The 25,817-nt window shown below is 74.3% G+C and carries 25 protein-coding genes; 8 read left to right on the forward strand and 17 right to left on the reverse strand.

Annotated features, from left to right (window positions below; genetic code table 11):
• The first annotated feature begins 196 nt into the window (after nt 1-196).
• The gene (locus CNQ36_RS32130) at nt 197-622 is read left to right on the forward strand and encodes a DUF6328 family protein (protein WP_420857181.1); all 426 of its coding nucleotides are present in this window, start codon (nt 197-199) and stop codon (nt 620-622) included.
• A 13-nt stretch (nt 623-635) separates the two neighbouring features.
• Here CNQ36_RS32130 and CNQ36_RS32135 read toward each other — a convergent pair whose 3' ends face one another.
• Complete coding sequence (locus CNQ36_RS32135; protein ID WP_121549147.1) at nt 636-1,061, reverse strand: SsgA family sporulation/cell division regulator; 426 nt, start codon at nt 1,059-1,061, stop codon at nt 636-638.
• 107 nt (nt 1,062-1,168) lie between these two features.
• Complete coding sequence (locus CNQ36_RS32140) at nt 1,169-2,140, reverse strand: LLM class F420-dependent oxidoreductase (RefSeq protein ID WP_121549149.1); 972 nt, start codon at nt 2,138-2,140, stop codon at nt 1,169-1,171.
• A 72-nt stretch (nt 2,141-2,212) separates the two neighbouring features.
• Here CNQ36_RS32140 and CNQ36_RS32145 point away from each other — a divergent pair, with 72 nt between their 5' ends.
• On the forward strand, nt 2,213-3,694 hold the full coding sequence (locus CNQ36_RS32145) for a serine hydrolase domain-containing protein (protein WP_121549151.1): 1,482 nt from the start codon (nt 2,213-2,215) through the stop codon (nt 3,692-3,694).
• Here the strand turns inward: CNQ36_RS32145 and CNQ36_RS32150 are convergent.
• The 6 genes from CNQ36_RS32150 to CNQ36_RS32175 all read right to left on the reverse strand — a co-directional run bounded on the left by CNQ36_RS32150 (nt 3,653) and on the right by CNQ36_RS32175 (nt 11,426).
• Complete coding sequence (locus CNQ36_RS32150; protein WP_206278605.1) at nt 3,653-5,260, reverse strand: serine/threonine-protein kinase; 1,608 nt, start codon at nt 5,258-5,260, stop codon at nt 3,653-3,655. The two genes, CNQ36_RS32145 and CNQ36_RS32150, sit on opposite strands and share 42 nt — an antisense overlap.
• A gap of 86 nt (nt 5,261-5,346) precedes the next feature.
• Complete coding sequence (locus tag CNQ36_RS32155) at nt 5,347-6,306, reverse strand: threonine/serine dehydratase family protein (RefSeq protein ID WP_121549155.1); 960 nt, start codon at nt 6,304-6,306, stop codon at nt 5,347-5,349.
• 212 nt (nt 6,307-6,518) lie between these two features.
• Nucleotides 6,519-7,856, reverse strand: coding sequence for a CAP domain-containing protein (locus tag CNQ36_RS32160; protein ID WP_121549157.1), 1,338 nt, complete (start codon nt 7,854-7,856; stop codon nt 6,519-6,521).
• A gap of 86 nt (nt 7,857-7,942) precedes the next feature.
• Nucleotides 7,943-8,296: a UBP-type zinc finger domain-containing protein gene (locus tag CNQ36_RS32165; protein WP_004921919.1), complete on the reverse strand. Its 354-nt coding sequence runs from the start codon at nt 8,294-8,296 to the stop codon at nt 7,943-7,945.
• Nucleotides 8,293-9,753 (reverse strand): ATP-binding protein, encoded by a 1,461-nt coding sequence (locus tag CNQ36_RS32170; RefSeq protein WP_121549159.1) that lies wholly within the window; start codon nt 9,751-9,753, stop codon nt 8,293-8,295. Before CNQ36_RS32170 ends, CNQ36_RS32165 begins: the two co-directional genes overlap by 4 nt.
• A complete protein-coding gene (locus CNQ36_RS32175; RefSeq protein ID WP_121549161.1) occupies nt 9,750-11,426 on the reverse strand; it encodes an NAD(P)/FAD-dependent oxidoreductase in 1,677 nt (558 codons plus the stop codon). The genes CNQ36_RS32170 and CNQ36_RS32175 overlap by 4 nt, the downstream gene beginning before the upstream one ends.
• Nucleotides 11,427-11,662: 236 nt before the next feature.
• Here CNQ36_RS32175 and CNQ36_RS32180 point away from each other — a divergent pair, with 236 nt between their 5' ends.
• Nucleotides 11,663-12,535, forward strand: a complete 873-nt coding sequence (locus CNQ36_RS32180) for a universal stress protein (RefSeq protein ID WP_004921906.1) — start codon at nt 11,663-11,665, stop codon at nt 12,533-12,535.
• Nucleotides 12,536-12,545: 10 nt separating this feature from the next.
• On the opposite strand, the gene CNQ36_RS32185 is transcribed toward CNQ36_RS32180, so the two are convergent.
• The 3 genes from CNQ36_RS32185 to CNQ36_RS32195 all read right to left on the reverse strand — a co-directional run bounded on the left by CNQ36_RS32185 (nt 12,546) and on the right by CNQ36_RS32195 (nt 15,340).
• On the reverse strand, nt 12,546-13,778 hold the full coding sequence (locus tag CNQ36_RS32185; protein ID WP_121549163.1) for a DUF4032 domain-containing protein: 1,233 nt from the start codon (nt 13,776-13,778) through the stop codon (nt 12,546-12,548).
• 41 nt (nt 13,779-13,819) lie between these two features.
• A complete protein-coding gene (locus CNQ36_RS32190) occupies nt 13,820-14,566 on the reverse strand; it encodes an MBL fold metallo-hydrolase (protein ID WP_004921900.1) in 747 nt (248 codons plus the stop codon).
• Nucleotides 14,567-14,701: 135 nt separating this feature from the next.
• Nucleotides 14,702-15,340 (reverse strand): alpha-ketoglutarate-dependent dioxygenase AlkB, encoded by a 639-nt coding sequence (locus CNQ36_RS32195; protein ID WP_121549165.1) that lies wholly within the window; start codon nt 15,338-15,340, stop codon nt 14,702-14,704.
• 119 nt (nt 15,341-15,459) lie between these two features.
• Between CNQ36_RS32195 and CNQ36_RS32200 the strand changes: the two genes are divergently transcribed.
• Together CNQ36_RS32200 and CNQ36_RS32205 are read left to right on the forward strand one after the other, a co-directional pair.
• Entirely contained in the window at nt 15,460-16,068 is a 609-nt protein-coding gene (locus CNQ36_RS32200) for a TetR/AcrR family transcriptional regulator (RefSeq protein WP_121549167.1), read from the forward strand.
• 17 nt (nt 16,069-16,085) lie between these two features.
• Nucleotides 16,086-17,759 carry an FAD-binding dehydrogenase gene (locus CNQ36_RS32205; RefSeq protein WP_121549641.1) on the forward strand — a complete coding sequence of 558 codons (1,674 nt, stop codon included), beginning with the start codon at nt 16,086-16,088 and terminating at the stop codon, nt 17,757-17,759.
• 11 nt (nt 17,760-17,770) lie between these two features.
• On the opposite strand, the gene CNQ36_RS32210 is transcribed toward CNQ36_RS32205, so the two are convergent.
• From CNQ36_RS32210 to CNQ36_RS32220, 3 genes are all read right to left on the reverse strand, one after another.
• Complete coding sequence (locus tag CNQ36_RS32210) at nt 17,771-18,121, reverse strand: DUF488 domain-containing protein (protein ID WP_121549169.1); 351 nt, start codon at nt 18,119-18,121, stop codon at nt 17,771-17,773.
• A gap of 73 nt (nt 18,122-18,194) precedes the next feature.
• Entirely contained in the window at nt 18,195-18,446 is a 252-nt protein-coding gene (locus tag CNQ36_RS32215; RefSeq protein ID WP_121549171.1) for a WhiB family transcriptional regulator, read from the reverse strand.
• A 106-nt stretch (nt 18,447-18,552) separates the two neighbouring features.
• The gene (locus tag CNQ36_RS32220; RefSeq protein WP_121549173.1) at nt 18,553-19,773 is read right to left on the reverse strand and encodes a saccharopine dehydrogenase family protein; all 1,221 of its coding nucleotides are present in this window, start codon (nt 19,771-19,773) and stop codon (nt 18,553-18,555) included.
• Nucleotides 19,774-19,898: 125 nt separating this feature from the next.
• Between CNQ36_RS32220 and CNQ36_RS32225 the strand changes: the two genes are divergently transcribed.
• Nucleotides 19,899-20,624, forward strand: a complete 726-nt coding sequence (locus tag CNQ36_RS32225; protein WP_121549175.1) for a TetR/AcrR family transcriptional regulator — start codon at nt 19,899-19,901, stop codon at nt 20,622-20,624.
• Here CNQ36_RS32225 and CNQ36_RS32230 read toward each other — a convergent pair.
• Nucleotides 20,590-21,486, reverse strand: coding sequence for a LysR family transcriptional regulator ArgP (locus CNQ36_RS32230; protein ID WP_121549177.1), 897 nt, complete (start codon nt 21,484-21,486; stop codon nt 20,590-20,592). The genes CNQ36_RS32225 and CNQ36_RS32230 overlap by 35 nt on opposite strands.
• A gap of 70 nt (nt 21,487-21,556) precedes the next feature.
• Between CNQ36_RS32230 and CNQ36_RS32235 the strand changes: the two genes are divergently transcribed.
• Together CNQ36_RS32235 and CNQ36_RS32240 are read left to right on the forward strand one after the other, a co-directional pair.
• Nucleotides 21,557-22,174 carry a LysE/ArgO family amino acid transporter gene (locus CNQ36_RS32235; protein ID WP_121549179.1) on the forward strand — a complete coding sequence of 206 codons (618 nt, stop codon included), beginning with the start codon at nt 21,557-21,559 and terminating at the stop codon, nt 22,172-22,174.
• 78 nt (nt 22,175-22,252) lie between these two features.
• On the forward strand, nt 22,253-23,554 hold the full coding sequence (locus CNQ36_RS32240; RefSeq protein ID WP_121549181.1) for an MFS transporter: 1,302 nt from the start codon (nt 22,253-22,255) through the stop codon (nt 23,552-23,554).
• Between the two features lie 18 nt (nt 23,555-23,572).
• Here CNQ36_RS32240 and CNQ36_RS32245 read toward each other — a convergent pair whose 3' ends face one another.
• Nucleotides 23,573-24,028 (reverse strand): cyclic nucleotide-binding domain-containing protein, encoded by a 456-nt coding sequence (locus CNQ36_RS32245; RefSeq protein ID WP_004921874.1) that lies wholly within the window; start codon nt 24,026-24,028, stop codon nt 23,573-23,575.
• A gap of 289 nt (nt 24,029-24,317) precedes the next feature.
• A complete protein-coding gene (locus CNQ36_RS32250) occupies nt 24,318-25,802 on the reverse strand; it encodes an aminotransferase class I/II-fold pyridoxal phosphate-dependent enzyme (protein ID WP_121549183.1) in 1,485 nt (494 codons plus the stop codon).
• Between the last annotated feature and the right edge of the window lie 15 nt (nt 25,803-25,817).

The following is a 25,817-nucleotide window of genomic DNA, read 5'->3' on the forward strand; positions in this document are numbered from 1 at the left end:
TCGCTGTGGTCGCCGTCCGTGTAACCGTGCCCCGCACCGCCAAACCGGCCGCGCCCGGAGAGGACTCCGCCGAACGGGGCACCCGTAGGGGAAGACGGAGCGATCGCACACCCGGGGAGGCACGGTGCCGCAGACGGAGCACGGCGCGAACAGGCGCAGAGGGCGCGACGAGACCGAGGAGGAGAGGGCGGACCGGATGTGGACCGACCTCATCCAGGAGGTCCGCGTCGCCCAGACGGGGGTGCAGATCCTCTTCGGCTTCCTGCTGACCGTCGTGTTCACCCCGAAGTACGCGGAGCTGTCCGACACGGACCAGACGATCTACATCGTCACCGTCGTGCTGGGCGCCTGCGCGACCGGCGCGCTCATCGGTCCTGTCTCGCTGCACCGTCTCGTCTCCGGACGGCGCATCAAGGCGCAGGCCGTGCGGTGGGCCTCCCGGCTCACCCTGCTGGGCCTGCTGCTGCTGCTCGCCACCACCAGCGCCGCGCTGCTGCTGATACTGCGGGTGGCCACCCACGACGGGTTCGTCCCGTACCTGGTGGCCGGAGTGGTCGCCTGGTTCCTGCTGTGCTGGTTCGGCCTGCCGCTGTGGACCCGGCACCGGCACACCGTGAAGTGACGGGCGCCGGGGCTCAGTTCCCGGTGAGCACGTCCGCGAGGAAGTCGTCCAGGCCGACCTCCTCACGGCCCGGCGGGACCACCCGCCGGGTCTCCCGCAGGAAGTCGCCGACGGTCTCGGCCCAGGCGAACACCACCGCGTGGTGCCGGCCGCCGTCGGCGTGCGCCTCACCGAGGAACTCCATCCGCAGCTCCCGCTGCACCCCGCGGGACTCCGGCCGCAGCCGGACGTCCCCGATCCCCACCGGGCCGGTGAGGCCCTCGGTGACCATCTCCCGGTCCAGCTGCCAGCGGGCGAGGACCCGGCCGTCATGGCTGAAGACCACGGTGACGGCGAACGGGTCGGACGGGTCGTAACTCAGGTGGGCGAGCACGGGGAAGCGCTCCGTGTCGCCCGCCTGGAGTTCCACCACCAGGGTCTTGTGCACGAACGAGTTCACGAGAGGGCCTCCGGGACGTACCGACGTAGAGCCCTCTAGTACCCCGCATCCGCACAAGATGCTCAGCCTGACGGGTGAATCGCGGCCCGCGCGGGGCGGCGCCGGGGTCAGCCGAAGGCGTCCCGCAGCGCCGGCAGCAGCGTCTTCTCCGACCAGTCCAGGTACGGCGGCTGCGACGCGCCGCCGATCTGCACGAGGGCGACCTCGGTGAAGCCGGCCTCCGCGTAGGGGCGGACCGCCTCGACGAAGTCCGCCGGGTCGCTGCCGCACGGGATCGACCCGGCGACGTCGTCGGGCCGCACGAACTGGGTCGCCGCCGCGAAGGAGTCCGGGTGCGGCAGTTCCGAGTTGACCTTCCAGCCGCTGCCGAACCAGCGGAACTGGGAGTGCGCGCGCTCCACGGCGGCGTCCCGGTCGGGGTCGTAGCAGACCGGCAGCTGTCCCACCCGCGGTTTGCCCTGCCCGCCGTGCCGGTCGAAGGCGTCGAGCAGCTCCGCCTTCGGCTCCGTGGCGATCACCAGGTCGGCGAGCCGGCCCGCGAGGGCGCAGGACCGCTTCCCGGAGACCGCGACGCCGATCGGCGGCGGCTCGTCCGGAACGTCCCACAGCCGGGCCGACTCCACGTCGAAGTGCGTGCCCCGGTGGTTCACGTGCCCGCCCGCGAACAGCGCACGGATGATCTCCACCGCCTCCTCGAGCATCTCGTGCCGCACGTCCACCGACGGCCAGCCGCCGCCCACCACGTGCTCGTTGAGGTTCTCGCCGGAGCCCAGCCCCAGCCGGAACCGGCCCTCCGACAGCAGCTGCACCGTCGCCGCCTTCTGCGCCACCACCGCCGGGTGGTAGCGGAACGTCGGGCAGGTCACGTACGTCATCAGCGGAATGCGCGAGGTGGCCTGGGCGGCGGCGCCGAGCACGCTCCAGGCGTACGGCGCGTGGCCCTGGGACGCCAGCCAGGGGAAGTAGTGGTCCGAGGTCACCGAGAAGTCGAAGCCCGCCTCCTCGGCCCGCACCACATGGCCGACCAGCTCACGGGGCCCGGCCTGCTCGGTCATCATCGTGTATCCGATTCGCACCATGAGGGCCGGGTCCCCCCGCCGCGGCCCGGAAAACGATGGATCACCCGGGGGCGCCCCGGGCAGGATGCCCGCATGACCGCTGACCCGCTCCCCGTCTCCGGCCCCGCCGCCCAGGGCGTCGACGCCGCCGGAGTCGAGGCATTCCTCGACGCGCTCGAAGCCGCCCCGGACATCGAGCCGCACAGCCTGATGATCCTGCGCCACGGCCATCTCGTGGCGTCCGGCTGGTGGGCGCCGTACACCGCCGGGCGCCCGCACCTGCTGTACTCGCTGAGCAAGAGCTTCACGGCCACCGCCGCGGCGCTCGCCGAGGCCGGGGGACTGCTCGACTTCGACGCGCCGGTGCTGTCGTACTTCCCGGAGTTCGAGGCGGACATCACCGACCCGCGCAGCCGCGCGATGCTGGTCCGGCACGTGGCGTCGATGGCCAGCGGCCACGAGCGGGAGACCGTCGACGAGGCGTTCGGCACCGACCCCGCCGAACCCGTGCGCGGCTTCCTGCTCCAGCCGCCGCACCGCGATCCGGGCACCGTGTTCGCGTACAACCAGCCGTGCACGTACACGCTCGCCGCCATCGTGCAGCGGGTCACCGGGCAGTCGCTCACCGACTGGCTGCGGCCCCGCCTCTTCGACCCGCTGGGCGTCGGCGAGACGCTGTGGCAGCACGACCGCACCGGCCGTGACCTGGGCTTCAGCGGACTGCACGCCGCCACCGACGCCGTCGCCCGGCTCGGCCAGCTCTACCTGGACGACGGGATGTGGCGGGGCGAGCGGCTGCTGCCCGAGGGCTGGGCCGCCCGTGCCTCCCGCCCGCGCATACCGACCGCCGGGGCGATGGGGGAGGACGACCGGCAGGACTGGGACCGCGGCTACGGCTACCAGTTCTGGCTGTCCCGGCACGGATTCCGCGGCGACGGGGCGTACGGGCAGTTCTGCCTGGTGCTGCCCGGGCAGGACGCGGTGATCGCGGCGACGACGGCCACCGACCGGATGCAGGAGTACCTCGACCTGGTCTGGCGGCATCTCCTGCCCGCCTTCCGCCCCGCGCCGCTGCCCGGCCGGGAGGCCGCGGACGCCGCCCTGCGCGACCGCCTCGAACGGCTGGAACTGCCGGCCGCCGAGGGCGGTCCCGTGCCGCCGGAGCGGGCGCGGGACTGGACCGGCGCCGTGTTCACCCCGTACGGCGGGAGCTGCGAGGACCAGCCGGGGCTGACCGCCGCCGAGGTCACCGGGGACGACGACGGCGGCTGGACGCTGCACCTCACGGACGCCGGACGCCGGCTCGGCATCCCGCTCGGCGGCAAGGGATGGACCGTCACGGAGCGGCCCGTCCCGGTCGCCGTGAGCGGTGGCTGGACCGACGGCGGCACCCTCGCCGTGGACGTGGTGTTCCTGGAGACACCGCACCGGCTGCGGGTCACCTGTTCCCTCACCGACCGGACCTTCACCGCCCGCTGGGGGACCCGCCCGCTGAACGCGCGGCCCCTGACCGGGATGTGCGCCCCGCGCGGCTCAGCCCGGGCCAGGCCGGAAGGTCCGCAGGAGGACGCCTAACGCCTCCCGGCCGCCGGGCTCCTCCCAGCCGGCGGCCGGGGTGGTCCAGCGCAGCGAGAAGCCGCGCCCGCCGCCCAGCAGGAACCCGCGGCCGAAGGTGCGCACCCGGTCCCCGCCGGCGACGGCGTACCACTCCATGTCGGCGGCCTCGCGCCCCTGGTACGTCACCGCCCGGATCCCGCCGATCCGCCGGTAGCCGCCGGACCGCTGCAGGCCCGGCTCCACGGTGTCCCGCCACACGGCCACCGCGTCCGTCCCCACCCGCTCGCTGTAGGTGACGGCCAGCGTGCGCGGATCCCCGCCGGCGCCGAAGGTGACGCGGTAGGCCGGGCCGGGGGTGCGCGAGGTGTCCAGCCGCTCCCACCCCTCGGGCAGCGCGACGGAGAAGCCCTCGGGCGCGTGGTACGTCCGGTAGCCGGGCGGGAGACCCTCCGGGTCCGACGGGGACGGCGAGGGGGCGGGCGTCGCCGCGGCGGACGGCGGGGCCGTGCCCGGTCCGCCCGGCTCGTCCGGCGCCCCGCCCGTCGCCCCGGTACCTGTCGAGGCGGACGCGGGGGGCGCGCCCGCGGCGGACTCGCCGCCGGCGCCCGGCAGTCCCCGGGTCGCGGCGAGCACGGCGACCGCCACCGTGACGACGGCCAGCGCGGTGCCGAGGAGCATCGACCGCCCGCGCCGCTCCCGGACCGCGCGTCCCACCGCGCCGGTGTGCGCGCGGCGCGGCCAAGGTCTCGCCGCCGGGGCCGGTGCGACCGCCGGTTCCTCGCGCAGGACCCGGGTGAGCACCTCGCGGACCACGTGGCGGGTCAGCCGCTCCCGCGGGTCCTTGCGCAGCAGTCCCTGCACGAGCCGGGCGAGCGGTCCCGCCCGCACCGGGGTGGGCAGCGGCAGCCGGTCCACGCCCTTCAGCGTCGCCCCGGGGCTGCCCCGGTCGCGGAAGGGCGGACGTCCCTCCAGCATGGTGTAGAGGATCGCGCCCAGCGCCCACAGGTCCGCGGCGGGACCGATCCGCTCGTCCCGGGCCTGCTCCGGGGACGCGAACGACGGCGCCGTGAGCCGGGGCGCCGCGGTGCCGCCGGCCAGTCCGTATCCGGTGACGACGACCGGGCCGCTCTCGCGCAGGAACACCTGGCCGGGGCTGAGCTCGCCGTGCGTGATCGCCTCCGAGTGGGCGGCGTCCAGGACGTCGAGCAGCTCCAGCGCGACGCGCGCGGCCCGCACCGGGGTGAACGCGCCCCGCGCGGCGAGGACCTCGTCGAGCGGGGCGCCGTCGATCCGGGCGGTGACGGTCCACAGGAACCCGCCCTCGTCGACGGCGTCGACGACCGTGGCGGTCCGGCCGGGGCACAGCCGCTCCAGGTTCTCGGTCGTCCGCAGGACGCGGGACGGAGCGCGGCGCGCGGCGTCGGCGGGGTCCCGCGGGAGGCCGATCCGGGTGACCAGGCAGGGGCGGCCGGTCCTCAGGTCGTCGGCGTACCAGCGGACGCGGTTGGTCTCGCGGTGCGTGATCCCGACCAGCCGGTACCGCCCGGCGACCGGCTGGTCCGTGGAGACGTGCGCCCTGCCCATGGCCATGCCCAGTGGTACGGGGCAGCGGGTGGGCCGCGTTCAACGGGACGGGCACCGATTCCCGGCGGTGCGCGCGGCGCGGGCGCTCAGCGCAGTGCGAAGTGGTCCGTCCAGGCCATCATGTCGCCCGTGGTGGCGTTGCCCCCGCACACCACCAGCCCGAGCCGGGCCCCCTCACCGACCCGCTCCAGCACCCGCCGCGCGGCGGGCAGCAGACAGCCCGCGGCCGGCTCCGCCCACACCTTCGCGTGGTCCGCGAGGTCGAGCGAGCCGCGTACCGCCTCCCGGTCCGGCACCACCAGCACCTCGGTGACCAGCTCCGACACATGCGCGTACGTCAGCGGGGAGACGGCCGGGGCGCTGAGCGTGGAGACGATCGACGTCAGCTCCACCGGCACCGGGCCGCCCGCCGCCAGCGCCTCGGACATCGCCTGCGCGCCCTCGGTCTCCACGCCCCAGATCCGCACCCCGGGCCGCAGCGCGCGCAGCGCCGCCGCCACTCCCGCGATGAGTCCGCCGCCCCCGATGCTCACCAGCACGTCGGTGAGGTCACCGGCGTCCGCGGCGAACTCCAGCCCCACGGTGCCCTGACCGGCGATCACCACGGGGTCGTCGAAGGGGTGGACCAGGGTGAGCCCTTCCTGCTGCAGCCGGGTCATGAGCGCGAACGCGCCGTCCATGCCGTCGGTCAGCCGCACCGACGCCCCGGCGGACTCCGCGATCTCCACGGCCCGCACGGGCGCCGAACGCGGCATGACCACCGTGGCCTTCACGTCCAGGGCCGCGGCCATGACCGCGAGGGCGATCCCGTGGTTGCCGCCGCTCACCGCCACGACCCCGGCGGCCCGCTCGGCCTCGGTCAGCGACAGCAGCTTCGCCGCCGCGCCGCGCACCTTGAACGAACCGGTGCGCTGGAGCAGCTCCAGCTTCGTGGTGACCGGCGCCCCGAGCAGCGCCGACAGCCCGGGGCTCGGCACGGTCGGGGTCCGCACCACGTGTCCGGCGATCCGCTCGGCCGCGGTCTCGATGTCGGTGATCCCGATCACGACTGCCACCCTCTCCGGCGCGGGGGCATGATCCGCGCCGCAACCACCCTGACCCGCGGGGCGGCGCAGGTCAAGATCGTTCAGCTGTCCGCAGCCGTGGCCGGCCGTACCGTGTGCCGGCTGGAGAACAGGTCACCCTTCATGGGGGCATCCTCGCCCGGACTCGCCCCGTCCGCCAGGGCCGTGCCGGAGGGGAACCGGGTCGGCGGGGGTCAGGCGCCGAAGAGCTGGGTCCAGTACGTGCCCGCCCGGCCGCCGCCCGCGAAGCCGACCCCGATGTGGGTGAAGTCCGCCTTGAGGATGTTGGCGCGGTGACCGGGGCTGTTCAGCCACCCCTCCACGACCTCGGCGGCCGAGCGCTGTCCGCAGGCGATGTTCTCGCCGATCGTCCGCCGTGTGGAGCCCGCGGCGGCGGCCCGGTCCCAGGGCCTGCTGCCGTCGGGCGCGGTGTGCGCGTAGAAGTCGCGGGCGACCATGTCGGCGCTGTGCGCCTGCGCGGCCGCGGCCAGACGGGGGTCGGGGGACAGGGGCGCCAGCCCGGCGCCGGCGCGTGCCCGGTTGGTGAGGCCGACGACCTCGCGGGCGGTGCGGTCCAGACCGTCCGGGGTGAGCGGACTGGCCCACAGCGCCGTCCAGTAGGTGCCGCCGGACCCGTCACCGCAGGAGCCGACGGCGGCGTGGCGGAACGCCGGGTCGCGGACGGTGCGGCGCCCGGCGTCGTGGCGCAGGCAGTACTCCACGAGTTCGGCGGTGGTGCGGGGCCCGGAGACCAGATGCTCCCCGACGGCGAGATAGGGGTATCCGGCGGCGACGACGCGCTGGTGGACGGAGACGCCGTCCACGCCCTCGACGCCGAGACGGCCGCCGCGGGCCATCGAGCCGGCGTGCTCACGCGCCGCCGCGGCCAGCCGCGCGTCGTGCGTCACGGGAGGCGAACCGGCCGCCGAGCGGGCGGAGTTCACCAGTCCGAGGAAGCCGTCCGCGGTGGCCGGGGCGGAGGCCGGGCGCGGCGGGGCGGCAGGCGCCGCCGTGCGGGGAGCGGCGGGTGCCGTCCTTCTGGAGACGGTCTCCTCGTCCTCCACGTCCACGCCGAAGTCCCGGGCGAGACCGGCCAGTCCGTCGGCATATCCCTGGCCCAGGGCGCGCAGTTTCCAGCCCTCCCCGCGCCGGTAGATCTCCGCGAGGAGCAGGACGGCCTCCCGCCGGGCCCGCGGCGGGGAAAACCGGGCGAGCGGGCGCCCGCCGGCGTCGGCCAGGTGGAGCACGGGGGCGGGGAGTGCGCTCAGCGGGGTGCCGGGGTCGGCGGCGGTGACGGCCACGGTGAGCCGGGTGGCCCCGGCGCGCAGCGCGGCCGGGTCGACGGTCAGCGTGTCCCCGTCCAGTCCGGCGCCGGGCGCGGAAGGCTGGTTGTAGAACACGAAGTCGGCGTCGTCGCGCACCTTCCCGCCGTCGTCCGTGACCAGCGCGGACACGTCGAAGGGGCCGGGTACCCGGACGGTCACGCTGCCGCGCGGAAGGGCCAGATTGCCGCCGGGAACCAACTCCTGCATCACGCCGCCCTCTTGTCGTCGGACACGGACCGGTGGGGGGTGTCCGGACAACGACGAGCGGCGGCCCCGGGTTCCCGGCGCGTTCCTCAGCGGCGCAGCGAGGCCGCCCAGTCCGACGGCACCCGCCCGGCGGGGCCGGGGGCCGGCTGGTCGGCCGGGTGGCCGGTGGGCGGGGCGAGGTCGGGGCCGGACTCGTACAGCTCGTTGGTGGCGTAGTTCCAGAACCAGTCCTCGCCCGGCTCGTAGCTGCGGACCACCGGGTGCCCGCTGGAGCGGTAGTGCGCCGTGGCGTGCTGTCCGGGCGAGCTGTCGCAGCAGCCGACGTGGCCGCACAGCGCGCAGCGCCGCAGATGGAACCACCAGCCGCCGGTGGCGTCGCAGTCGGCGCAGCCCGCGCCGCTCGGCGGGACGCTCGGGTCGATGGCGTGCTCGCTGGTCATACGGGCTCCTCGGTGGTCTCGTCGGGAGGCGCGGCGGTGAGGGGGAGCAGCACCTGGAAGCGGGTGTCGCCCGGCTCGGACTCGAACCGGAGGCTCCCGTGGTGCTTGTTGACCACGATCCGCCAGGAGATGTCCAGGCCCAGGCCGGTGCCCTCGCCCACCGGCTTGGTGGTGAAGAACGGGTCGAAGACCCGGTCGCGGACCTCGGGCGGGATGCCCGTGCCGGTGTCGCCGAACTCCACCAGCAGCCGGTCGTGGTCGCGTGCCGTGCGCACGGTCAGCGTGCCCTCCGCGCCCGTGCCGTTCATCGCGGCGACCGCGTTGTCGATCAGATTGGTCCACACCTGGTTGAGCTCGGCCGGGTACGCGGGGATCCGCGGCAGCGTGCGGTCGTACTCCTTGACCACCCTGATCCGCTGCCCGAACTTCCCCGACAGCATCAGCAGGGTGCTGTCGAGGAGTTCGTGCACGTCGGCGACCTGGAAGGGGGCGCGGTCGAGCTGCGAGTACTGCTTGGCGGCGTCGACGAGGTGCGAGACGCGGCTCGTGGAGTCCTCGATCTCGTCCATGAGCAGTTCCGTCTCGACCGTGTAGCTGAGCCAGCCGACCGCCGACGGGAGCGTCGCCTCGTCCACGGCGGCGGCGACCTGGTCCAGCCAGTCCCTGTCCAGTCCGGCCTGCACGAACGTCGGCGCGATCCGCCAGCCGTCGGGGATGCCGTGGTCGTCCAGCCAGTCGCAGAGCGCGTCCTCCCGGTCCGACGCCTCCAGCGGGCTGAGCACGGGCGCCTTCGCGACCCGTTCGGCCGTCCGCTCCTGGATATCGATCAGGTTGGCCAGGGTCTCGCGGTCGTAGGTGCCCGCGGAGATGATGCGCAGCTTGTGCCGCATCCTGCCGACACGCTCGCGCAGGGCCGCGGTCGCCCGCACGGCCGCGGCGGCGGGGTTGTTCAGCTCGTGGGTCAGCCCGGCCGACAGCGAGCCCAGCGCCAGCAGCCGTTCCCGCTGGCCGATGGCGCGCTGGGTGCTCTTCGAACCGAAGAACAGCCCCTCCAGGAGGTGCACCGCCATCGGGAACCACTCCCGCATGATGCTCGCGAAGGTGTCCGCGGGCAGCACGAAGAACCGGGACGGCGCGGTCACGCGCAGCGAGTTGTTGTAGACCTGCCGCACCCGGTCCCCGAGGTACGCCTGCATGGCGCCCGCGTACACCCCGCGCCGGGAGGTGCGGCTGACCTCCACGTCGTCCCCGCCGACCCGGCGGGACAGCACGACGGTGCCCTCCAGCAGGACGTAGAAGCAGCCGGCGGGATCGCCCTCGGCGTAGACCGGGCCGGGGTCGAACCCCTCCACCCGTCCCTCCGCGCAGAGCCGGCCGAGCTGCTCCGCGGTGAGCTTCTCGAACAGGAACAGGGCGCCGATCTCCTGCGGGCTGCACGGCATCGGCCGGCCGCTCACGACTGCTCCAGATACCGGTGGACGAGCATCACGGCCATGGCTCCCTCTCCGACGGCGGACGCGACCCGCTTGGCGGACTCCGCGCGGGCGTCGCCCGCGACGAACACCCCGGGCACGTTGGTCTCCAGGTGGTACGGCGGCCGGTCCAGCTCCCAGTCCGCCGGTGGCCGCCCGTCGGGGGTGAGGTCGGGCCCGGCGAGGATGAACCCGCGTTCGTCCCGCAGCACCGTGCCGTCCAGCCAGTCGGTCAGCGGGGCGGCGCCGATGAACACGAACAGCCACTGCGCGTCGACCAGTTCGGTCTGCCCGCTGTCCGTGTCGCGCAGCGTCAGCCGTTCCAGGTGGCCGTCGCCGTGGGCGCTCTCGACGACCGTGCCGCACCGCACCGAGATGTTCGGCGCCTCGTCGATCTGCTGGATCAGGTAGTACGACATCGACGCCGACAGGTCGGGGCCGCGCACCAGCAGCGTCACCGACTTGGCGCCCCGGGCCAGGTACATCGCCGCCTGCCCGGCCGAGTTGGCGCCGCCGACGATGTACACGTCGTGGCCCCGGCAGGCGGACGCCTCCGTCAGCGCGGACCCGTAGTACACGCCGCAGCCGCCCAGCTCGTCGCAGCCCGGCGCCGCCAGCTGCCGGTAGGAGACGCCGGTCGCCAGGATCACGCTGTGCGCGGCCACCGCCGACCCGTCGGAGAACCGCACGACCCGGGCGGGTCCGCTGACCTCCAGCCCCGTCACCTCGCGCGCGGTGAGGATCTCGGCGCCGAACCGGGTGGCCTGGCGCCGCGCCCGGTCGGTGAGCTGCGCCCCCGACACCCCGTCGGGGAAGCCGAGGTAGTTCTCGATCCTGGAGGACTGGCCGGCCTGCCCGCCGGTCGCGGACCGCTCCACCAGCACGGTCCGCAGCCCTTCCGAGGCCCCGTACACCGCCGCGCCGAGCCCCGCCGGGCCGCCGCCGATCACCACCAGGTCGTAGAAGTCCGCCTCCGGCGTCGTCGCGAGGCCCACCCGGGCGGCGAGGTCCACGGCCTCCGGCTCCACCAGCGGCGTCCCGTCGGGGGTGATCACCACCGGCAGCCGCATCCCGTCCTGTCCCGCGGCGGCCAGCAGCCGCCGGCCCTCCGGCTCGTCGGAGGAGTACCAGCGGTAGGGCACCTGGTTGCGGGCCAGGAACTCCCGTACGTCCGAGGAGCGCGCCGACCAGCGGTGCCCGATCACCTTGGTGCTCGGCACCGGCCGGTGGTCGCTGCGCCGCCACGCCTCGAGGAGATCGTCCAGCACCGGGTAGAGCTTCTCCTCCGGCGGGTCCCACGGCTTGAGGAGGTAGTGGTCCAGGTCGACGACGTTGATCGCGTCGATCGCCGCGCCCGTGTCCGCGTACGCGGTCAGCAGCACCCGCCGCGCCCCCGGGTGGACGTCGAGGGCCTGTTCCAGGAACTCGATGCCGTTCATCCCCGGCATCCGGTAGTCGGCGAGGATCACCGCCACCAGGTCGCCGCGCAGCTTCAGTTCGCGCAGCGCGTCCAGCGCGGACTCGCCGGACTCCGCGCGCACGATCCGGTACGACGCCCCGTAGCGCCGTCGCAGGTCCCGGGCCACGGCGCGCGAGACGCCCGGGTCGTCGTCCACGGTCATGATGACGGTCCGCGCCGGTTCGGCGGCCTGTGTCATGCGTCCCCCACGTCGAGCGGTCGGGTCCCCGGAACGGAGGGCCCCGGCCCCGCCGCGGCCACCGCACCGGCCCTGCCCATCGTATGTTCGACTGCGCCGGAGCGCCCGGGGATGAGTGAGCCGGCCCCCTGGGGCCGCCGGGCCGGCCCGCCCGTCCCCACCCGCGCCGGACCCGTGATCGCGGCGTAGGGAAGACTGGCCCCACGCGAAGCGGACACGACACCTGGAGGAACCGCATGACGCGCCCGATCACGGCAGGGATCGACGGAACCGGGGAGAGCCTCGCCGCGCTGGCCTGGGCCGCGCGGGAGGCGGTCCGCCGGGGACTGCCGCTCCGTGTGGTGCACGCCTGGCGCTTCGAGGCGCACGACGCGGTGGACACCGGTGACCGGGCCACCCAGGAGCAGTGGGTCCGCTCCTCGGTGGAGGAGGCGGTCCGCGCCGTCGCCGGACGCCACCCCGGGCTCGCCGTGACGACGGACGTCCTGGAGGGCGACGCCGTGGAGACGCTGACCGGCGCCGCCGCGGACGCGGAGATGCTGGTGCTCGGCTCGCGCGGGCACGGGCGGATCGTGGGCTTCCTGGTCGGTTCGGTCGGCCAGCAGGTGATCGTCGGCGCCGAGCGGCCCGTGGTGTTCGTACGGGCCGGGGACCAGGCGTCGAACGAGGTGGCCGGGCACGAGATCGTGGTCGGCCAGCAGGGCGAACCGGAGGACAGCGCCGCCGCGCTCGGCCTCGCCTTCGAGACCGCGTCCCGGCGCGGGGCGGCCGTGCGCGCCGTACGGGCCTGGACCCTGCCGCCGGTGTTCGCCTACAGCCCCGCCTCGCTCCAGCTGCTCGACGAGGCCGGCGGCCTGGAGCCGTACGAGCGGAAGGCGCTGGCGGCGGCCCTCGCGCCGTGGCGGGAGCGCTACCCGGACGTGCGGGTGATCGAGCACGTGGAGATGGGCAGCGCCGGTCAGGTGCTGCTGTCGGTGGCGGGCACCGCCCAGCTGATGGTCGTCGGCCGCCGCGCCCGCCGCACCGCGGTCGGCGGCCGGATCGGCTCGGTGGCCTACGGCGTCCTGCACCACGCGGACTGCCCGGTCGCGGTGGTGCCCCCGGCCTGACGCCGGCGGCTCACTCGGCCGTCGGCTGGAGCGTCTCCCGCGCCTTCGGGAGGATGTTGCGGATGTAGTCCTCGACGGCCGTGCCGAGACCGATGTCGTGCTGGGCCCGTTCGGACAGGTACCAGCGGTGCTCCAGCAGCTCGTGGTAGATCTCCGCGGCGTCCATCGGACCGCGCAGCTCCGGCGGCACGGACCGCACGGTGGGCCGGAACACCTCCCGCACCCAGCGGTGCGCGAGGACCTCCGGCCGGGCGCCGAGGGGATCGCCCGGGGCGTAGTCGTCCTGGGTGGCCATCCAGCTCTCCAGGTCGTTCAGCAGCCGCCGGGCCTGGTTCTCCTCGGCGTCGAGTCCGGTCAGCCGCAGCAGCTGCCGCTGGTGGTGACCGGCGTCCACGACCTTGGGCACGAAGGTGACCGCGTCGCCGTTGGAGGCGTGCTCGATCTGCATCTCGGCCACGTCGAAACCGAGGTCGTTGAGCCGCCGGATGCGCCGCTCGATGTACTGGTACTTGCCCGCCGGGTAGACGGAGGTGCGGGTCAGCTCCTCCCACAGGCCGCGGTAGCGGGCGCAGATCTCGGTGCCGAACTCGATCGGGTCGACGGAGGGGTGCAGCGCCCCGGACGCCTCCAGGTCGAGCAGCTCCCCGCTGATGTTGACGCGCGCGAGGTCGAGGTCGTAGTCGCGCTGGCCGGTGCTCAGTTCAGGGTGCAGGTCCCCGGTCTCGGCGTCCACCAGATAGGCGGCGTACGCGCCGGCGTCGCGCCGGAAGAGCGTGTTGGACAGCGAGCAGTCGCCCCAGGCGAACCCGGCCAGGTGCAGCCGCACCAGCAGCACGGCGAGCGCGTCCATCAGCCGGTGCATGGTCGCGGGGCGCAGCGTCGTCTCGAACATCGACCGGTACGGCATGGAGCCGCCGAGGTGCCGGGTGACCAGGACGCTCTCCAGCGGCTCCCCGGCGGTGTCGGAGCGGCCCGTGACCACGGCGAGCGGGTCCACCGCCGGGATGCCGATCCGGTCCAGGTCGCGCAGCAGCTCGTACTCGCGCAGCGCCGGCCGCTGGGCGAGCTCCTTCACCGCGATCACCTCGTCGCCGGCGCGGGCGTAGCGCACCACGTGCCGGGAGATGCCGCGCGGCAGCGGCACCAGGTACTCCTCCGGCCACTCCTCCAGCGGCAGGTGCCACGGCAGTTCCAACAGGAGCGCGGGGTGCTCCGGGTTGGTGGCGTTGATCTGCAGTGCCATGGCGGAGGTGTCCTCGTCTCGTGGGTGATCGTCGTCTCACCCTATTGCGCGCGCTCCCGGGCCAGCAGGGCGGCGTCCCGCACCGGCCCCCTGTGCAGCGGGCCGTGCCCGGGCAGCAGCAGGTCGCCGTCGAGCGTGGCCAGGACGTCGAGGGAGGCGACGGCGGTGGCCCGCTCGTGGTGGAACATGTCCGTCAGCATCTGCGGTCCCGCGGTCCGCGAGGTGGGATGGCCGCTGACCAGGGCGTCGCCCGACACCACCACCCCCTTGCCGGGGAGGTGGAAGGCGCAGTGCCCGGCGGTGTGGCCGGGCGTGTGCACCGGCACGGGACGGCCGGGCAGGTCGAGCGGGCCCGGCGCGGGGAACGGCCGGGGCGCGGTGACCGCCACGTCCGCCGTCCCGCCGGAGCGCAGGACGTGCGCGGCCCAGGGCAGCACGCCGGGCCGCCACCCGTTGCGCAGCACCTGCCCGACCGTCACCTGGTGCAGGAAGTCCCGCCGGGCGTGGGGGACTTCCGCCTCGTGGGCGTACACGGGCGTGCCGTGGGCGGCGCTGAGGTGCTCGGCGGAGCCCAGGTGGTCGCTGTGCGCGTGGGTGACCAGTACGGCCGTCACCGCCTCCGGGGCGCTGCCCACCTCGGCCAGGGAGGCGAGCAGTCCCGCGCGGTCGCCGGGGTAGCCGGTGTCGATGAGGGTGACGGCGTCCCCCTCGGTGAGGATCACCCAGTTGGTGTTCGTGCCGTGCACCAGGTAGGTGCCGTCCGCGACGTGCCGCACCGTTGCTCGCATGACCGTCCAGAGTGCCCGTGGTCCGTGTCCGACGCGTGACAGGAAAGCAGACCGGGGCGCCGCGCGGGGACGGTGGGGCGGCCGCCCGCGCGTCGCCCGGCCCCCGGTGCGGTCCGGAGGGGAGGTTCCGGCGGGTCAGTTCACGCCGTGCGGGCGGAACTGGACGCTGATGCGCGGTCCGGCGGCCCGGGTGCTCTTGGGGACGGCGTGCTCCCAGGTGCGCTGGCAGGAGCCGCCCATGACGATCAGGTCGCCGTGCCCCAGCGGCCGCCGCACGCAGTCCCCGCCGCCCACCGGGCGCAGCAGCAGATCGCGGGGCGCGCCCACGGAGAGGATGGCGACCATCGTGTCCTCGCGCGCGCCCCGGCCGATCCGGTCGCCGTGCCAGGCGACGCTGTCCCGGCCGTCGCGGTAGTAGCACAGCCCGGCCGTGGCGAACGGCTCGCCCAGTTCGCCGGCGTAGTGCCCGCTGAGCGCCTCGCGCGCCTCGGTCAGCACCGGGTGCGGCAGCGGTTCCCCGGAGCGGTAGTACGACAGCAGCCGGGGCACGTCCACGACCTGGTCGTACATCTGGCGCCGCTCGGCCCGCCACGGCACCTCGGCGGCCAGCAGTTCGAAGAGCGCGCCGGACCCGCCGAGCCATCCCGGCAGGACGTCGATCCAGGCGCCCCGCCCCAGCTCGGTGCGGCGCAGCCCGTCGAGCGGGCCGAGCCGGGGCTGGTCCGTCTGGTCGAAGAGCGAGCCCTGAAGAGCGGGGGAGTGGCGCGTGGTCATGCCGCCAGCGTACTCCTATATCGAATGTGTGTTCTATGTCGAGCCGGGGTTCCCCGCTCCCGGGTCTTCCGATACACCGGTGTATCGGATACGTTCCCGTATCGAACGGAGGAGCGGTCATGGCGGTGGGCGGTACCGCGGGACGCGTCACCAGGCGCCGCCGGCGCACGCGCGCCAACCTGCTCGACGCGGCGTTCTCCGTGTTCGCCGCCAAGGGCTTCGGCCGTGTCTCGATCGAGGAGATCTGCGAGGCCGCCGGCTACACCAGGGGCGCCTTCTACTCCAACTTCACCGGCCTCGACGAGCTGTTCTTCGCCCTCTACGCGGAGCGCGCCGAGCTGATCGCGGAACAGGTCGCCGGCGCCCTCGCCCTGGACGGCCCCGATCTCGACGTCACCGCCGCCGTGGACCGCGTCACCGACGTGCTGCTGCTCGACCGCGACTGGCTGCTGGTGAAGACCGACTTCCTGGTGCACGCCGCCCGCGACCCCGAGGTGGCGCGCGCCCTGCTGGAGCACCGGGCGCGGCTGCGGCGGGCCGTCGCGGACCGGCTGGCCCGCGCCCGCGGCCGTACCGTGCTGCCCGCCGTCCTCGGCGGTGCCGAGGGCGCCGCGCACGCCGTGGTCGCCGCCTACGACGGTGTCACCACCCAACTGCTGCTGGACCGGGACGTCGCGCACGCCCGGGCCTGGCTGAAGCAACTGCTGACCGCGCTGCTCACCGGATGAAGGAAGGGATGGTCGCCATGGACGCCGACGTCATCGTCGTCGGAGCGGGACTCGCGGGCCTCGTCGCGGCCCACGAGCTGACCAGCAGGGGCCGCAGGGTCGCCCTGGTCGACCAGGAGAACGCCGCCAACCTCGGAGGCCAGGCCTTCTGGTCCTTCGGCGGGCTGTTCCTCGTCGGCTCCCCGGAACAGCGGCGCCTGGGCATCAAGGACTCCTTCGACCTCGCCTGGAACGACTGGCGGGGCAGCGCGGGATTCGACCGGCTCGACGACGAGGACAGCTGGGCGGTGCGCTGGGCGCGGGCCTACGTCGAGTGGGCGGCGGGGGAGAAGCGCTCCTGGCTGGACGGCCACGGCATCACGTTCCTGCCCACCGTCGGCTGGGCCGAGCGCGGCGACCTGCGCGCGGACGGCCACGGCAACACCGTGCCCCGCTTCCACATCGCCTGGGGCACCGGAACCGGCGTCGTCGAGCCCTTCGTCCACCGTGCCCGGCAGGCCGCGCGCGACGGACTGCTCACCTTCCACCACCGCCACCGGGTCGACGAACTGGTCGTGGAGGGGGGCACCGCGCGCGGGGTGCGCGGCACCGTCCTGGCCGAGGACCACGCGCCGCGCGGCGTCGCCTCCAGCCGCGAGACGATCGGCGAGTTCGCACTCACCGCCCAGGCCGTGATCGTCACCAGCGGCGGCATCGGCGCCGACCACGACATCGTCCGCCGGTACTGGCCGAAGCGGCTGGGCACCCCGCCCCGCGAGATGGTCACCGGAGTCCCGGCCTACGTCGACGGGCGGATGCTCGACATCAGCGCCCGCGCCGGCGCGCGCCTGGTCAACCGGGACCGCATGTGGCACTACACCGAGGGACTGCGCAACTGGGACCCGGTCTGGCCCGGACACGGCATCCGGATCCTGCCCGGACCGTCCTCGATGTGGTTCGACGCCCTCGGCCGCCGGCTGCCCGACCCGTGCCTGCCCGGCTACGACACCCTCGGCACGCTCAGGCACCTGCGCACCACCGAGGACCTCGCCGCACACGACCACTCCTGGTTCGTCCTCACCCGGCGGATCATCGAGAAGGAGTTCGCCCTGTCGGGCTCCGAGCAGAACCCCGACATCACCGCCAAGGACCGGGCCGGCTTCCTGCGCACCCGTGTGCTCGGCAAGGGCGCCCCCGGACCGGTGGACGCCTTCCTGCGCAACGGCGCCGACTTCGTGACCGCGCCGACCGTCGAGCAGCTCGTCGAGAAGATGAACGGACTCACCGACGAACCCCTGCTCGACGCGGCCGTGGTCCGCCGTCAGATCGAGGCCCGCGACCTGCAGATGGCCAACGCCTACAGCAAGGACGCCCAGGTGCAGGGCATCCGCAACGCGCGCCGCTACATCGGCGACCGCCTCGGCCGGGTCGCCACCCCGCACCGCATCCTCGACCCCGCCGCCGGCCCGCTGATCGGCGTCAAGTTGCACACCCTCACCCGCAAGACCCTGGGCGGCATCCAGACCGACCTGGAGTCCCGGGCGCTGGGCGCCGACGGCCGGCCCGTCGAGGGGCTGTACGCGGCCGGCGAGGTGGCGGGCTTCGGCGGCGGCGGCGTCCACGGCTACAACGCCCTGGAGGGCACCTTCCTCGGCGGCTGCCTGTTCTCGGGCCGGGCGGCGGGACGGGCGGCGGCCGCGCAGACGGCGTAGGCCGTGCCCGGTCAGCCGTCCAGGAGGCGGGCCAGCACCTCCGCGTGACTGGTCTCCGGGCTCTTGGACGCGGTCAGCAGGGTCACCGGACCCTTCCCGGCGAGTCCGCGCACGTGTTCCAGGAGTTCGGCGGCCTCGGGTGCGGCGAGTTCCGCCTCGTAGCGCTCGCGGAACTCCTCGTACGGCCGGTCGTCCGCGTGGTACCAGCGGCGCAGTTCGGTGGACGGGGTCAGCGCCTTGGGCCACTCGTCCACCCGCGCCGCGTCCTTCGCCAGACCCCGCGGCCACAACCGGTCGACCAGGACCCGGACGCCGTCGTCCGGCTCCGGCGGTTCGTAGACGCGGCGCACACGCACGCTCATGGTCGGCCCCCTTCCGGCGGTGTCCCGAGCGTACTGCGCGGCACCGGGCCGGGCGCGGCGGGCGTGCGTCCGGTCAGCCGGACGAACGCCGTGCGGCGATGCGGCGCTTGAGCGCGCGCCGTTCCGTCTCGCTCGTGCCTCCCCAGACCCCGACGGACTGCCCGGTGTCCAGCGCCCATTCCAGGCACTGTTCGCGCACCGGGCAGCGCCGGCACACGGCCTTCGCCTGTTCCGTCTGCATCAGGGCCGGCCCTGAGGTGCCGATCGGGAAGAAGAGGTCGGGGTCCTCGGTCCTGCAGGCCGCACGCCCGCGCCAGTTGTCCATCGGAAATCACCTGCGATCGGTGGGGACAGGGACAGGCACCCTTCCGGGTGCCTCCCTTCGGGTCACCCGCCGCCGCGCGGTGAAACAGCCGGAACCGCTCCGGCCGTCACTGCTCGCGCAGCCCCCACGGCGAGCCGTAGGCGGTCAGCAGATCCAGGAACGGCCCCGCGGGGAACGCCTCCGGGCCGAGTACGCCCGTGCCCGACCAGGCGCCGCCGGCGAGCAACTCCAGGGCGACGACGGGGTTGACGGCCGTCTGCCACACCACGGCCTGGCAGCCGTACTCGGCCATGGACCACTGGTTGTCGACCACGTGGTACAGGTACACCTCGCGCGGCGCCCCGTCCTTGACGCCCCGCACCCAGGTGCCGGCGCAGGTCTTGCCGTGCATCCGGTCGCCGAGCGTCGCCGGGTCGGGCAGGCAGGCGGCGACCACGTCACGCGGGGAGACCCGCACCGGGCCGTCCGGGCCGGGCACGGTCACCGGCGCGGTGCCGTCCAGACCCAGCAGGCGCAGCGTCCTGAGGGTGTCGATGAACTCGCGCCCCAGACCGTACTTGAAGGTCACCCGCCGGGCGCCGACCCAGCGGGGCACCAGCAGCACCTCCTCGTGCTCGACGTTCACGCACTCCACCGGGCCGATGCCCTCGGGGAAGTCGAACACCTCCGGCTCGCTGAACGGCTCGGTGGTGAACCAGCCGCGGTCCTTCTCGTAGACGACCGGCGGGTTGAGGCACTCCTCGATGGTGGTCCAGATGCTGAACGAGGGCGCGAAGTCGTAGCCGTCCACCGTGAGGTTCGCGCCGTCACGGACGCCGATCTCCTCGATCTCGTCGAAGAGTTCGTCGGCGGCGTACCGGGCGAACACGTCCGACAGACCCGGTTCCACGCCCATCCCGACCAGGGCCAGCGCACCGGCCTCCGCCCACTCCCCGGCCCGCGCGAACTGCTCGTCGCCGAGCTTCACCCCGCACTCCTCGTACGGCCGCTCCGCGTGCGGGCGGGACAGGGACATCGCCATGTCGACATAGGTGGCACCGGCGCGGCGCGCGGCGCGGAACAGCGGCATCACGAACCGGGGATCGGTGGCGTTGAGCAGCACGTCGCAGCCGTGCAGGGCGAGCAGCTCCGTCACCCCGTCCTCGTCGCCGGCGTCCACGCGCTCGGCGCGGAACCGGTCGCCGTCCGCGCCGAGCGCGGCGACCGCCGCCCCGGCCCGGGCCGGGTCGTGGTCGGCCACCACCATCCGGTCGAAGAACGGCCGCCGGGCCGCGATCCGGGTCACGGCGGTGCCCACCCCACCGGCTCCCACGAGCAGTACGCGCATGACGGGACACTCCCTTTTCTCACAGGCATGGATCTCGGACGTGTGCGGGGCCCCCGCGCAGATGCTCCGCCGCCCTCCGGCATAAGGTCAATGGCGTTGGCATAAGACCGGTGGGAGGAGCGGCGGTGCCGAAACACGTGGTGCCCGAGGAGCGGCGGCGGCGCCGCAGACCGACGAGGAGCGGCCGGATCCTGTCCGAGACGCTGATCGTCGAGACCGCGCTGCGGCTGCTGCGCGAGCACGGCGGAGCCGGCCTGACCGCCCGCCGCCTCGGCCTCGCCCTGGACTGCGACCCCAGCACCCTCTACCGCTACTTCCGCGGCATGGACGAGCTGACCCTCGCCATCGGCGACGCGCTGATCGGCCAGGCGCTGCGCGGCTGGCGCCCCACCGGACAGTGGCGCGCCGACCTGCGGGCCGTCGGACTGCGGATCCACGCGGCCTATCTGGCGCACCCGCAGGCCGCGGTCCTCACGGCGAGCCGGGTCTCCGGCCGGGCCAACGAACTGGCGGCGGACGAAGCGGTGCTGGACGTGCTGCGCGGGGCGGGCTTCCCGCTTTCCGAGACGGTCCGGATCTACCACGCGTTCATCGACACCACGCTGGCCTTCGCCGCACTCGACGCAGCGACCCTGGCCCTGCCCGGAGCCGCGCGCCGTGCCGACGAGGAGATGTGGCGCTCGACGTACGCCCGCCTCCCCGCCGCCACCCACCCCCGCATCGCCGAGGCCGCGCCGCTGCTGGCCACCCGCATGGTGACCAGCGCCTACCCGACGGCCCTCGACATGCTCCTGGAGAGCGCCGGGAACGGCCCGGCTAGCCGCGCAGCGCCTCCGCCGCCGCCCGCGTGACCGCGGCGGACACCGCCGCCAGGGCGGGGGAGTCCAGCTTCCACTGCTGCCAGTAAAGGGACACGTCGACCTCGCGGTCCGGGGCGAACACCGTGAGCCGCCCGTCCCGCAGCAGGGGGTCCGCCTGGGCCTCGGGCACCATGCCCCAGCCCAGGCCCGCGGCGACCGCCTCGACGAAGCCCTCCGAGGTCGGCACGTAGTGACGCAGCGCGCTCGCCCCGGAGCGCCCGCCGGTGAGCCGGCGCACGAAGCCGTCCTGGAAGTCGTCCCGCCGGTCGAACACCACCACGGGCGCCCGCCGCAGCGCCTGCGCCGGCGGCCCCGCGAGATGGCGTGCCGCGAACTCCGGGGCCGCGACCGGGAGATAGCGCATCCGCCCCAGATGCCGCACGGAGCAGCCCGGCACCGGGTCCGGCGACGAGGTCACCGCCGCCATCACCGTCCCCTCGCGCAGCAGGGCGGCCGTGTGGGACTCGTCCTCCCGGCGCAGCTCGAAGCAGAGCCGGGACGCGGCCGGCAGCCGGGTGAGCGCCCCCAGGAACCAGGTCGCCAGGGAGTCCGCGTTGACCGCCACCGACACCCGCGTCGGCTCCCCGGCCCCGCTGAGCCCCAGCTCGGCGTGCGCGTCGCGTTCCAGCCGGGCCACCTGGCGGGCCAGCCGCACCAGCACCTCGCCGGACTCGGTCGGCAGCACCGGCTTGGTGCGCAGCAGCAGCACCCGCCCCGTGCGCTGTTCCAGCGCCTTCACCCGCTGGCTCACCGCCGACGGCGTCACGTGCAGCGCGGCGGCCGCCGCGTCGAACGTCCCCTCGTCCACCACCGCGAGGAGGGTCCGTACCTGGTCCAGGGGGAGGTCGCTCATCACGAGAGCTAAGGGTACGTAAGAATCCTTAGCTGTACTGCATGCCCGTACCGGCCTTAGCGTCCTCCGCATGACCACCGCCCTGACCACCGCCGCCGCCGGATTCGGCACCGGCCTCTCCCTCATCGTCGCCATCGGCGCCCAGAACGCCTTCGTCCTGCGCCAGGGCGTCCGCCGCGACGCCGTCCTCGCCGTCGTCGGCATCTGCGCCCTGTCCGACGCGGCCCTCATCGCCCTCGGCGTGGCAGGCGTCGGCGCGGTGGTCGTGGCGTGGCCCGGTGCGCTGACGGCGGTCGGCTGGATCGGCGGCGCGTTCCTGCTCTGCTACGGCGCGCTGGCCGCCCGCCGGGTGTTCCGGCCGGCCGCCTCGGGGCTGCGGACGGAGGGCGAGGCGGCGGGCTCGCGCCGCCGGGCCGTCCTCACCTGCCTGGCGATGACCTGGCTCAACCCGCACGTCTACCTCGACACGGTGTTCCTGCTCGGCTCGGTCGCGGCCGACCACGGTCCGCTGCGCTGGACCTTCGGACTCGGCGCGGTGCTGGCCAGTGTCTGCTGGTTCGCGGCGCTCGGCTTCGGCGCCCGCCTGCTGAGCCGCTTCCTGGCCCGCCCCACCGCCTGGCGCGTTCTGGACGCGCTCGTCGCCTGCACCATGATCGTCCTCGGACTCACGCTGGTCGCCGGAGCCTGACACCGGGGGGCCGGGCGGCCGCGGCGGGTGCGATAGTGAACCCCGGCCAGAAAGATGTAATCACCAACCAGGACGGTCGTGGACACCAGCGAGAGCAGCACCGCATCCCCGGCGAAGGAACCGCGGCCCGGCACGCCCCCGCGGCGCGGATGGCGCCGCTGGGCCATGGACACCCGGCCCCTGCGCCGCCCCGCCTACCGCCGGCTGTGGTCCTCCACCGTCGTCACGGCGGTCGGCAGCCAGCTCACCGCCGTCGCGGTGCCCAAGCAGATCTACGACATCACCGGCTCCTCCGCCTGGGTGGGCGCCGCGAGCCTCGCCGGGCTGCTTCCCCTGATCGTCTTCGCGCTGTGGGGCGGGGCGATCGCCGACAGCATGGACCGCCGCAAGCTGCTGCTGGTCACCAACGGCGGCATCGCCGTCACCTCGCTGCTGTTCTGGATACAGGCCGCCACCGGCCTGGAGTCGGTGGCCGTGCTGATGGTCCTGCTCGCGCTGCAGCAGGCGTTCTGGGGACTGAACGCGCCCGCCCGCAGCGCCTCCATCGCCCGTCTGGTGCCGGCGGACGAACTGCCCGCCGCCAACGCCCTCGGCTCCACCGTGATGCAGACCGGCCAGATCGCCGGACCGCTGCTCGCCGGGGCGCTCATCCCCGTCGTCGGCCTGCCCGAGCTGTACCTCATCGACGCCCTGGCGCTGTGCGTCACGGTGTGGGCGGTGTACCGGCTGCCCGCCCTGCCGCCGCTGACGGCCGCGAAGGCCGGCAGCGCGGGCCTGCGCGGGATCCTGGAGGGCTTCCGCTACATCTCCGGGCACGCCGTACTGCTGCTGTCGTTCCTCGCCGACATCGTCGCCATGGTCCTCGGCATGCCCCGCGCGCTGTTCCCGCAGCTCGCCGCCGAGACCTTCGCCGCGCCGTACGGGGAGGGGTACGCGCTGGGGCTGCTGTTCGCCGCGATCCCGCTCGGCGCGGTGGCGGGCGGCCTGTTCTCCGGCACGTTCTCCCGGGCCCGCCGGCACGGATGGATGGTCATCGGGGCGGTGGTCGTCTGGGGCTTGGCCATCACCGGGTTCGGGTTCAGCGGCAGCCTGTGGCTCGCGGTGGTCTTCCTCGCCCTGGCGGGGGTCGCCGACATGGTCTCCATGGTGTTCCGCGGGGCGATCCTGCTGTCCGCCGCGACCGACGAGATGCGCGGGAGGATGCAGGGCGTCTTCACCGTCGTCGTGGCCGGCGGCCCCCGGCTGGCCGACGTGCTGCACGGCACCGCGGGCTCCGCCCTCGGCCCGCGCACGGCCGTGGCGGGCGGCGGGATCCTGGTCGTGGTGGTGATGCTGGGCCTGGCCGCCGCGGTGCCGGCGCTGCGCCGCTACCGGGTGTGAGCCCCGGCGCGGTCCCGGCTAGAACATCGTGCGCCGGTGCAGCGCGTACTGCTCCCTCAGCTGGCCGCGGGTCATCTCCAGCCGGTGGGCGAGCACCTCGGCGACACTGCGCACCAGGGTCAGCCCGAGCGCCGGGTCCGTCTCGCACAGCCGGAGCACGGCCGCCGATTCGAACTCGTAGGCCCGCACCGGGCTGAAGGCCACGGCGCCGAAGTCCCACCGGTACGGCGGGAACAGCCAGGACCAGCCCAGCAGATCGCCCGCGCCGAGCCCGGCGACCGTGACCCGTCGCAGGTCGTCCACCTGCTGGTCCAGCGAGACCGCCCCGGAGCGGATCACCCAGAAGCGGTCGGCGGCCCCGCCCGACTCGAAGATACGGGCGTCCTCGGGGAAGGACACCTCCCGCGCCAGCGCCATCAGGCGTTCCCGCTGAGGAGGGGGGAGTGCGGTGAGGAGTTTGATCGCTTTGGTCATGGCGCGCCTCGCCGGGCAATCGGTTCCGGTGCTTTCCCTATGCCCCATTTGAGCCGCTGCCGCCGTTCGGGGCACCTCGGCGGACGGGAGATTTCCGGTCACCGCTCCCCGGTTCCGTGTCCGGGCATGAAAAAGCCCTGGCTGGACGGGGGAAGCCAGCCAGGGCCGTAAGCGGTGATGTCCGGAGGACGGGCGTCGACTCCGTCACCACGTATGAGTGAACGATAAACCATTTTGCCGGTCCCCCGTTAACCGGGGCGCGTGACCTCTTTCACTCCCCGCACCCCTTTCACACCCCCGCGGCACCCTCCCCGACGACCCTGACGGTGTCCAGGGCGGGATCCGCCGGATCCGGCAGGTACATGCCCGCAGCCAGCCCGGTCCGCAGATACCGGAGCACGGGCTCGGTGAGCCGTTCGCCCGGCAGGACGGCGGGGATCCCGGGCGGATACGGCGTGATCATCTCGGCGGCGACCCGCCCCGCCGCCGCGCTCACCGGCACGTCCTCCGTGGGGCCGAAGAACGCGTCCCGCGGCTGCACCGCCTGCGTCATCCGCAGCTCGCCCGGCGCGGGCACCGCCACGCCCGGCCCCCGGGGCAGGCTCCGCGCCGCACGCGCCAGCTCCCGCAGCGCCGACAGCAGCTCGCCGGCCGTCTCCCGGTCGTCGCCGTGGGTGAGCTGCGCGCCGATACGGCGGTGGTCGGCCAGATGCGCGTCGATGCTCCGGTGCTCACGCAGCCAGTCGGCCGCCCGGTAGCCGGTGATGCCGAGACCCGCGACGTCGATGACGCACGGCAGCGGATCGAAGTCGTCCGCCAGCCCGGGACCGCAGAAGTCGTCGCGGTCGTTGACGTGCATCCCGTCGATCTCCTCGATCGCGGCACGGACCTCGGCGGCGAGCGCCAGCGTGGACTCCATCAGCTCCTTGCCGCGCAGCGCCATCTGCCGCCGCCAGCCGTCCAGCCCCGCGAAGATCAGCACCGACGGGCTGGTCGTCCCCAGCAGGTCGGCCCGCATGCCCAGCAGCGCCGGCGTCACCAGATCGCCGCGCAGATGGAAGACCGAGCCCTGCTCGAGACCGCTGCCCATCTTGTGGATGCTGGTCACACAGATGTCGGCGCCCGCGTCCATCGCCCAGGACGGCAGGTCGGGGTGGAAGGGCAGGTGAGCGCCCCACGCCTCGTCCACGACCAGCGGCCGCGAGCGGCGGTGGCACACCTCGGCGATCTCCCGCAGCGACGCACTGGCGCCGTACGGCGTCGGACTGGTCACCAGCGCTCCGCGCGCGTCGGGGTGGGCGTCGAAGGCCCGGTCGAACTCCTCGGCCGACGGCGGGTGCGCGAGGTGCCGTACGGCGTCCCACCGGGGCTCCACCCACACCGGCTCGATCCCGGACAGGATCAGCCCCGCCACCACGGACTTGTGCGCGTCCCGCCCGATCAGCAGCTTCTCGTGCGGCCCGGCGACCGACAGCATCGCCGCCTTGACCGACAGGGAGCTTCCGCACGTGCTGAAGAAGGTGTGCTCGGCGTGGACCGCGTCGGCCAGCAGCTCCTGTGCCTGTTGCAGCACCCTGCCCCGGGTGAGCCGATCGTCCAGCCCGCCGGTGGCCAGCACGTCGCCGAGGAACACGGAGTCCCCGAGCACCTCCCGCACCGCCGGATCGGCTCCGCGGGCCTGTTTGTGCCCCGGCGGGGTGAAGCCCAGCCGTCCGTGGCGGTGATACCGCTCCAGCGCTTCCAGAACCGGTGCCCGGCTGTGATCGACCGTCATGCGCCACCGGGTGCC

Origin of the sequence: Streptomyces fungicidicus (genome assembly GCF_003665435.1) — a bacterium.
GTDB classification, from domain to species: Bacteria; Actinomycetota; Actinomycetes; order Streptomycetales; family Streptomycetaceae; genus Streptomyces; species Streptomyces fungicidicus.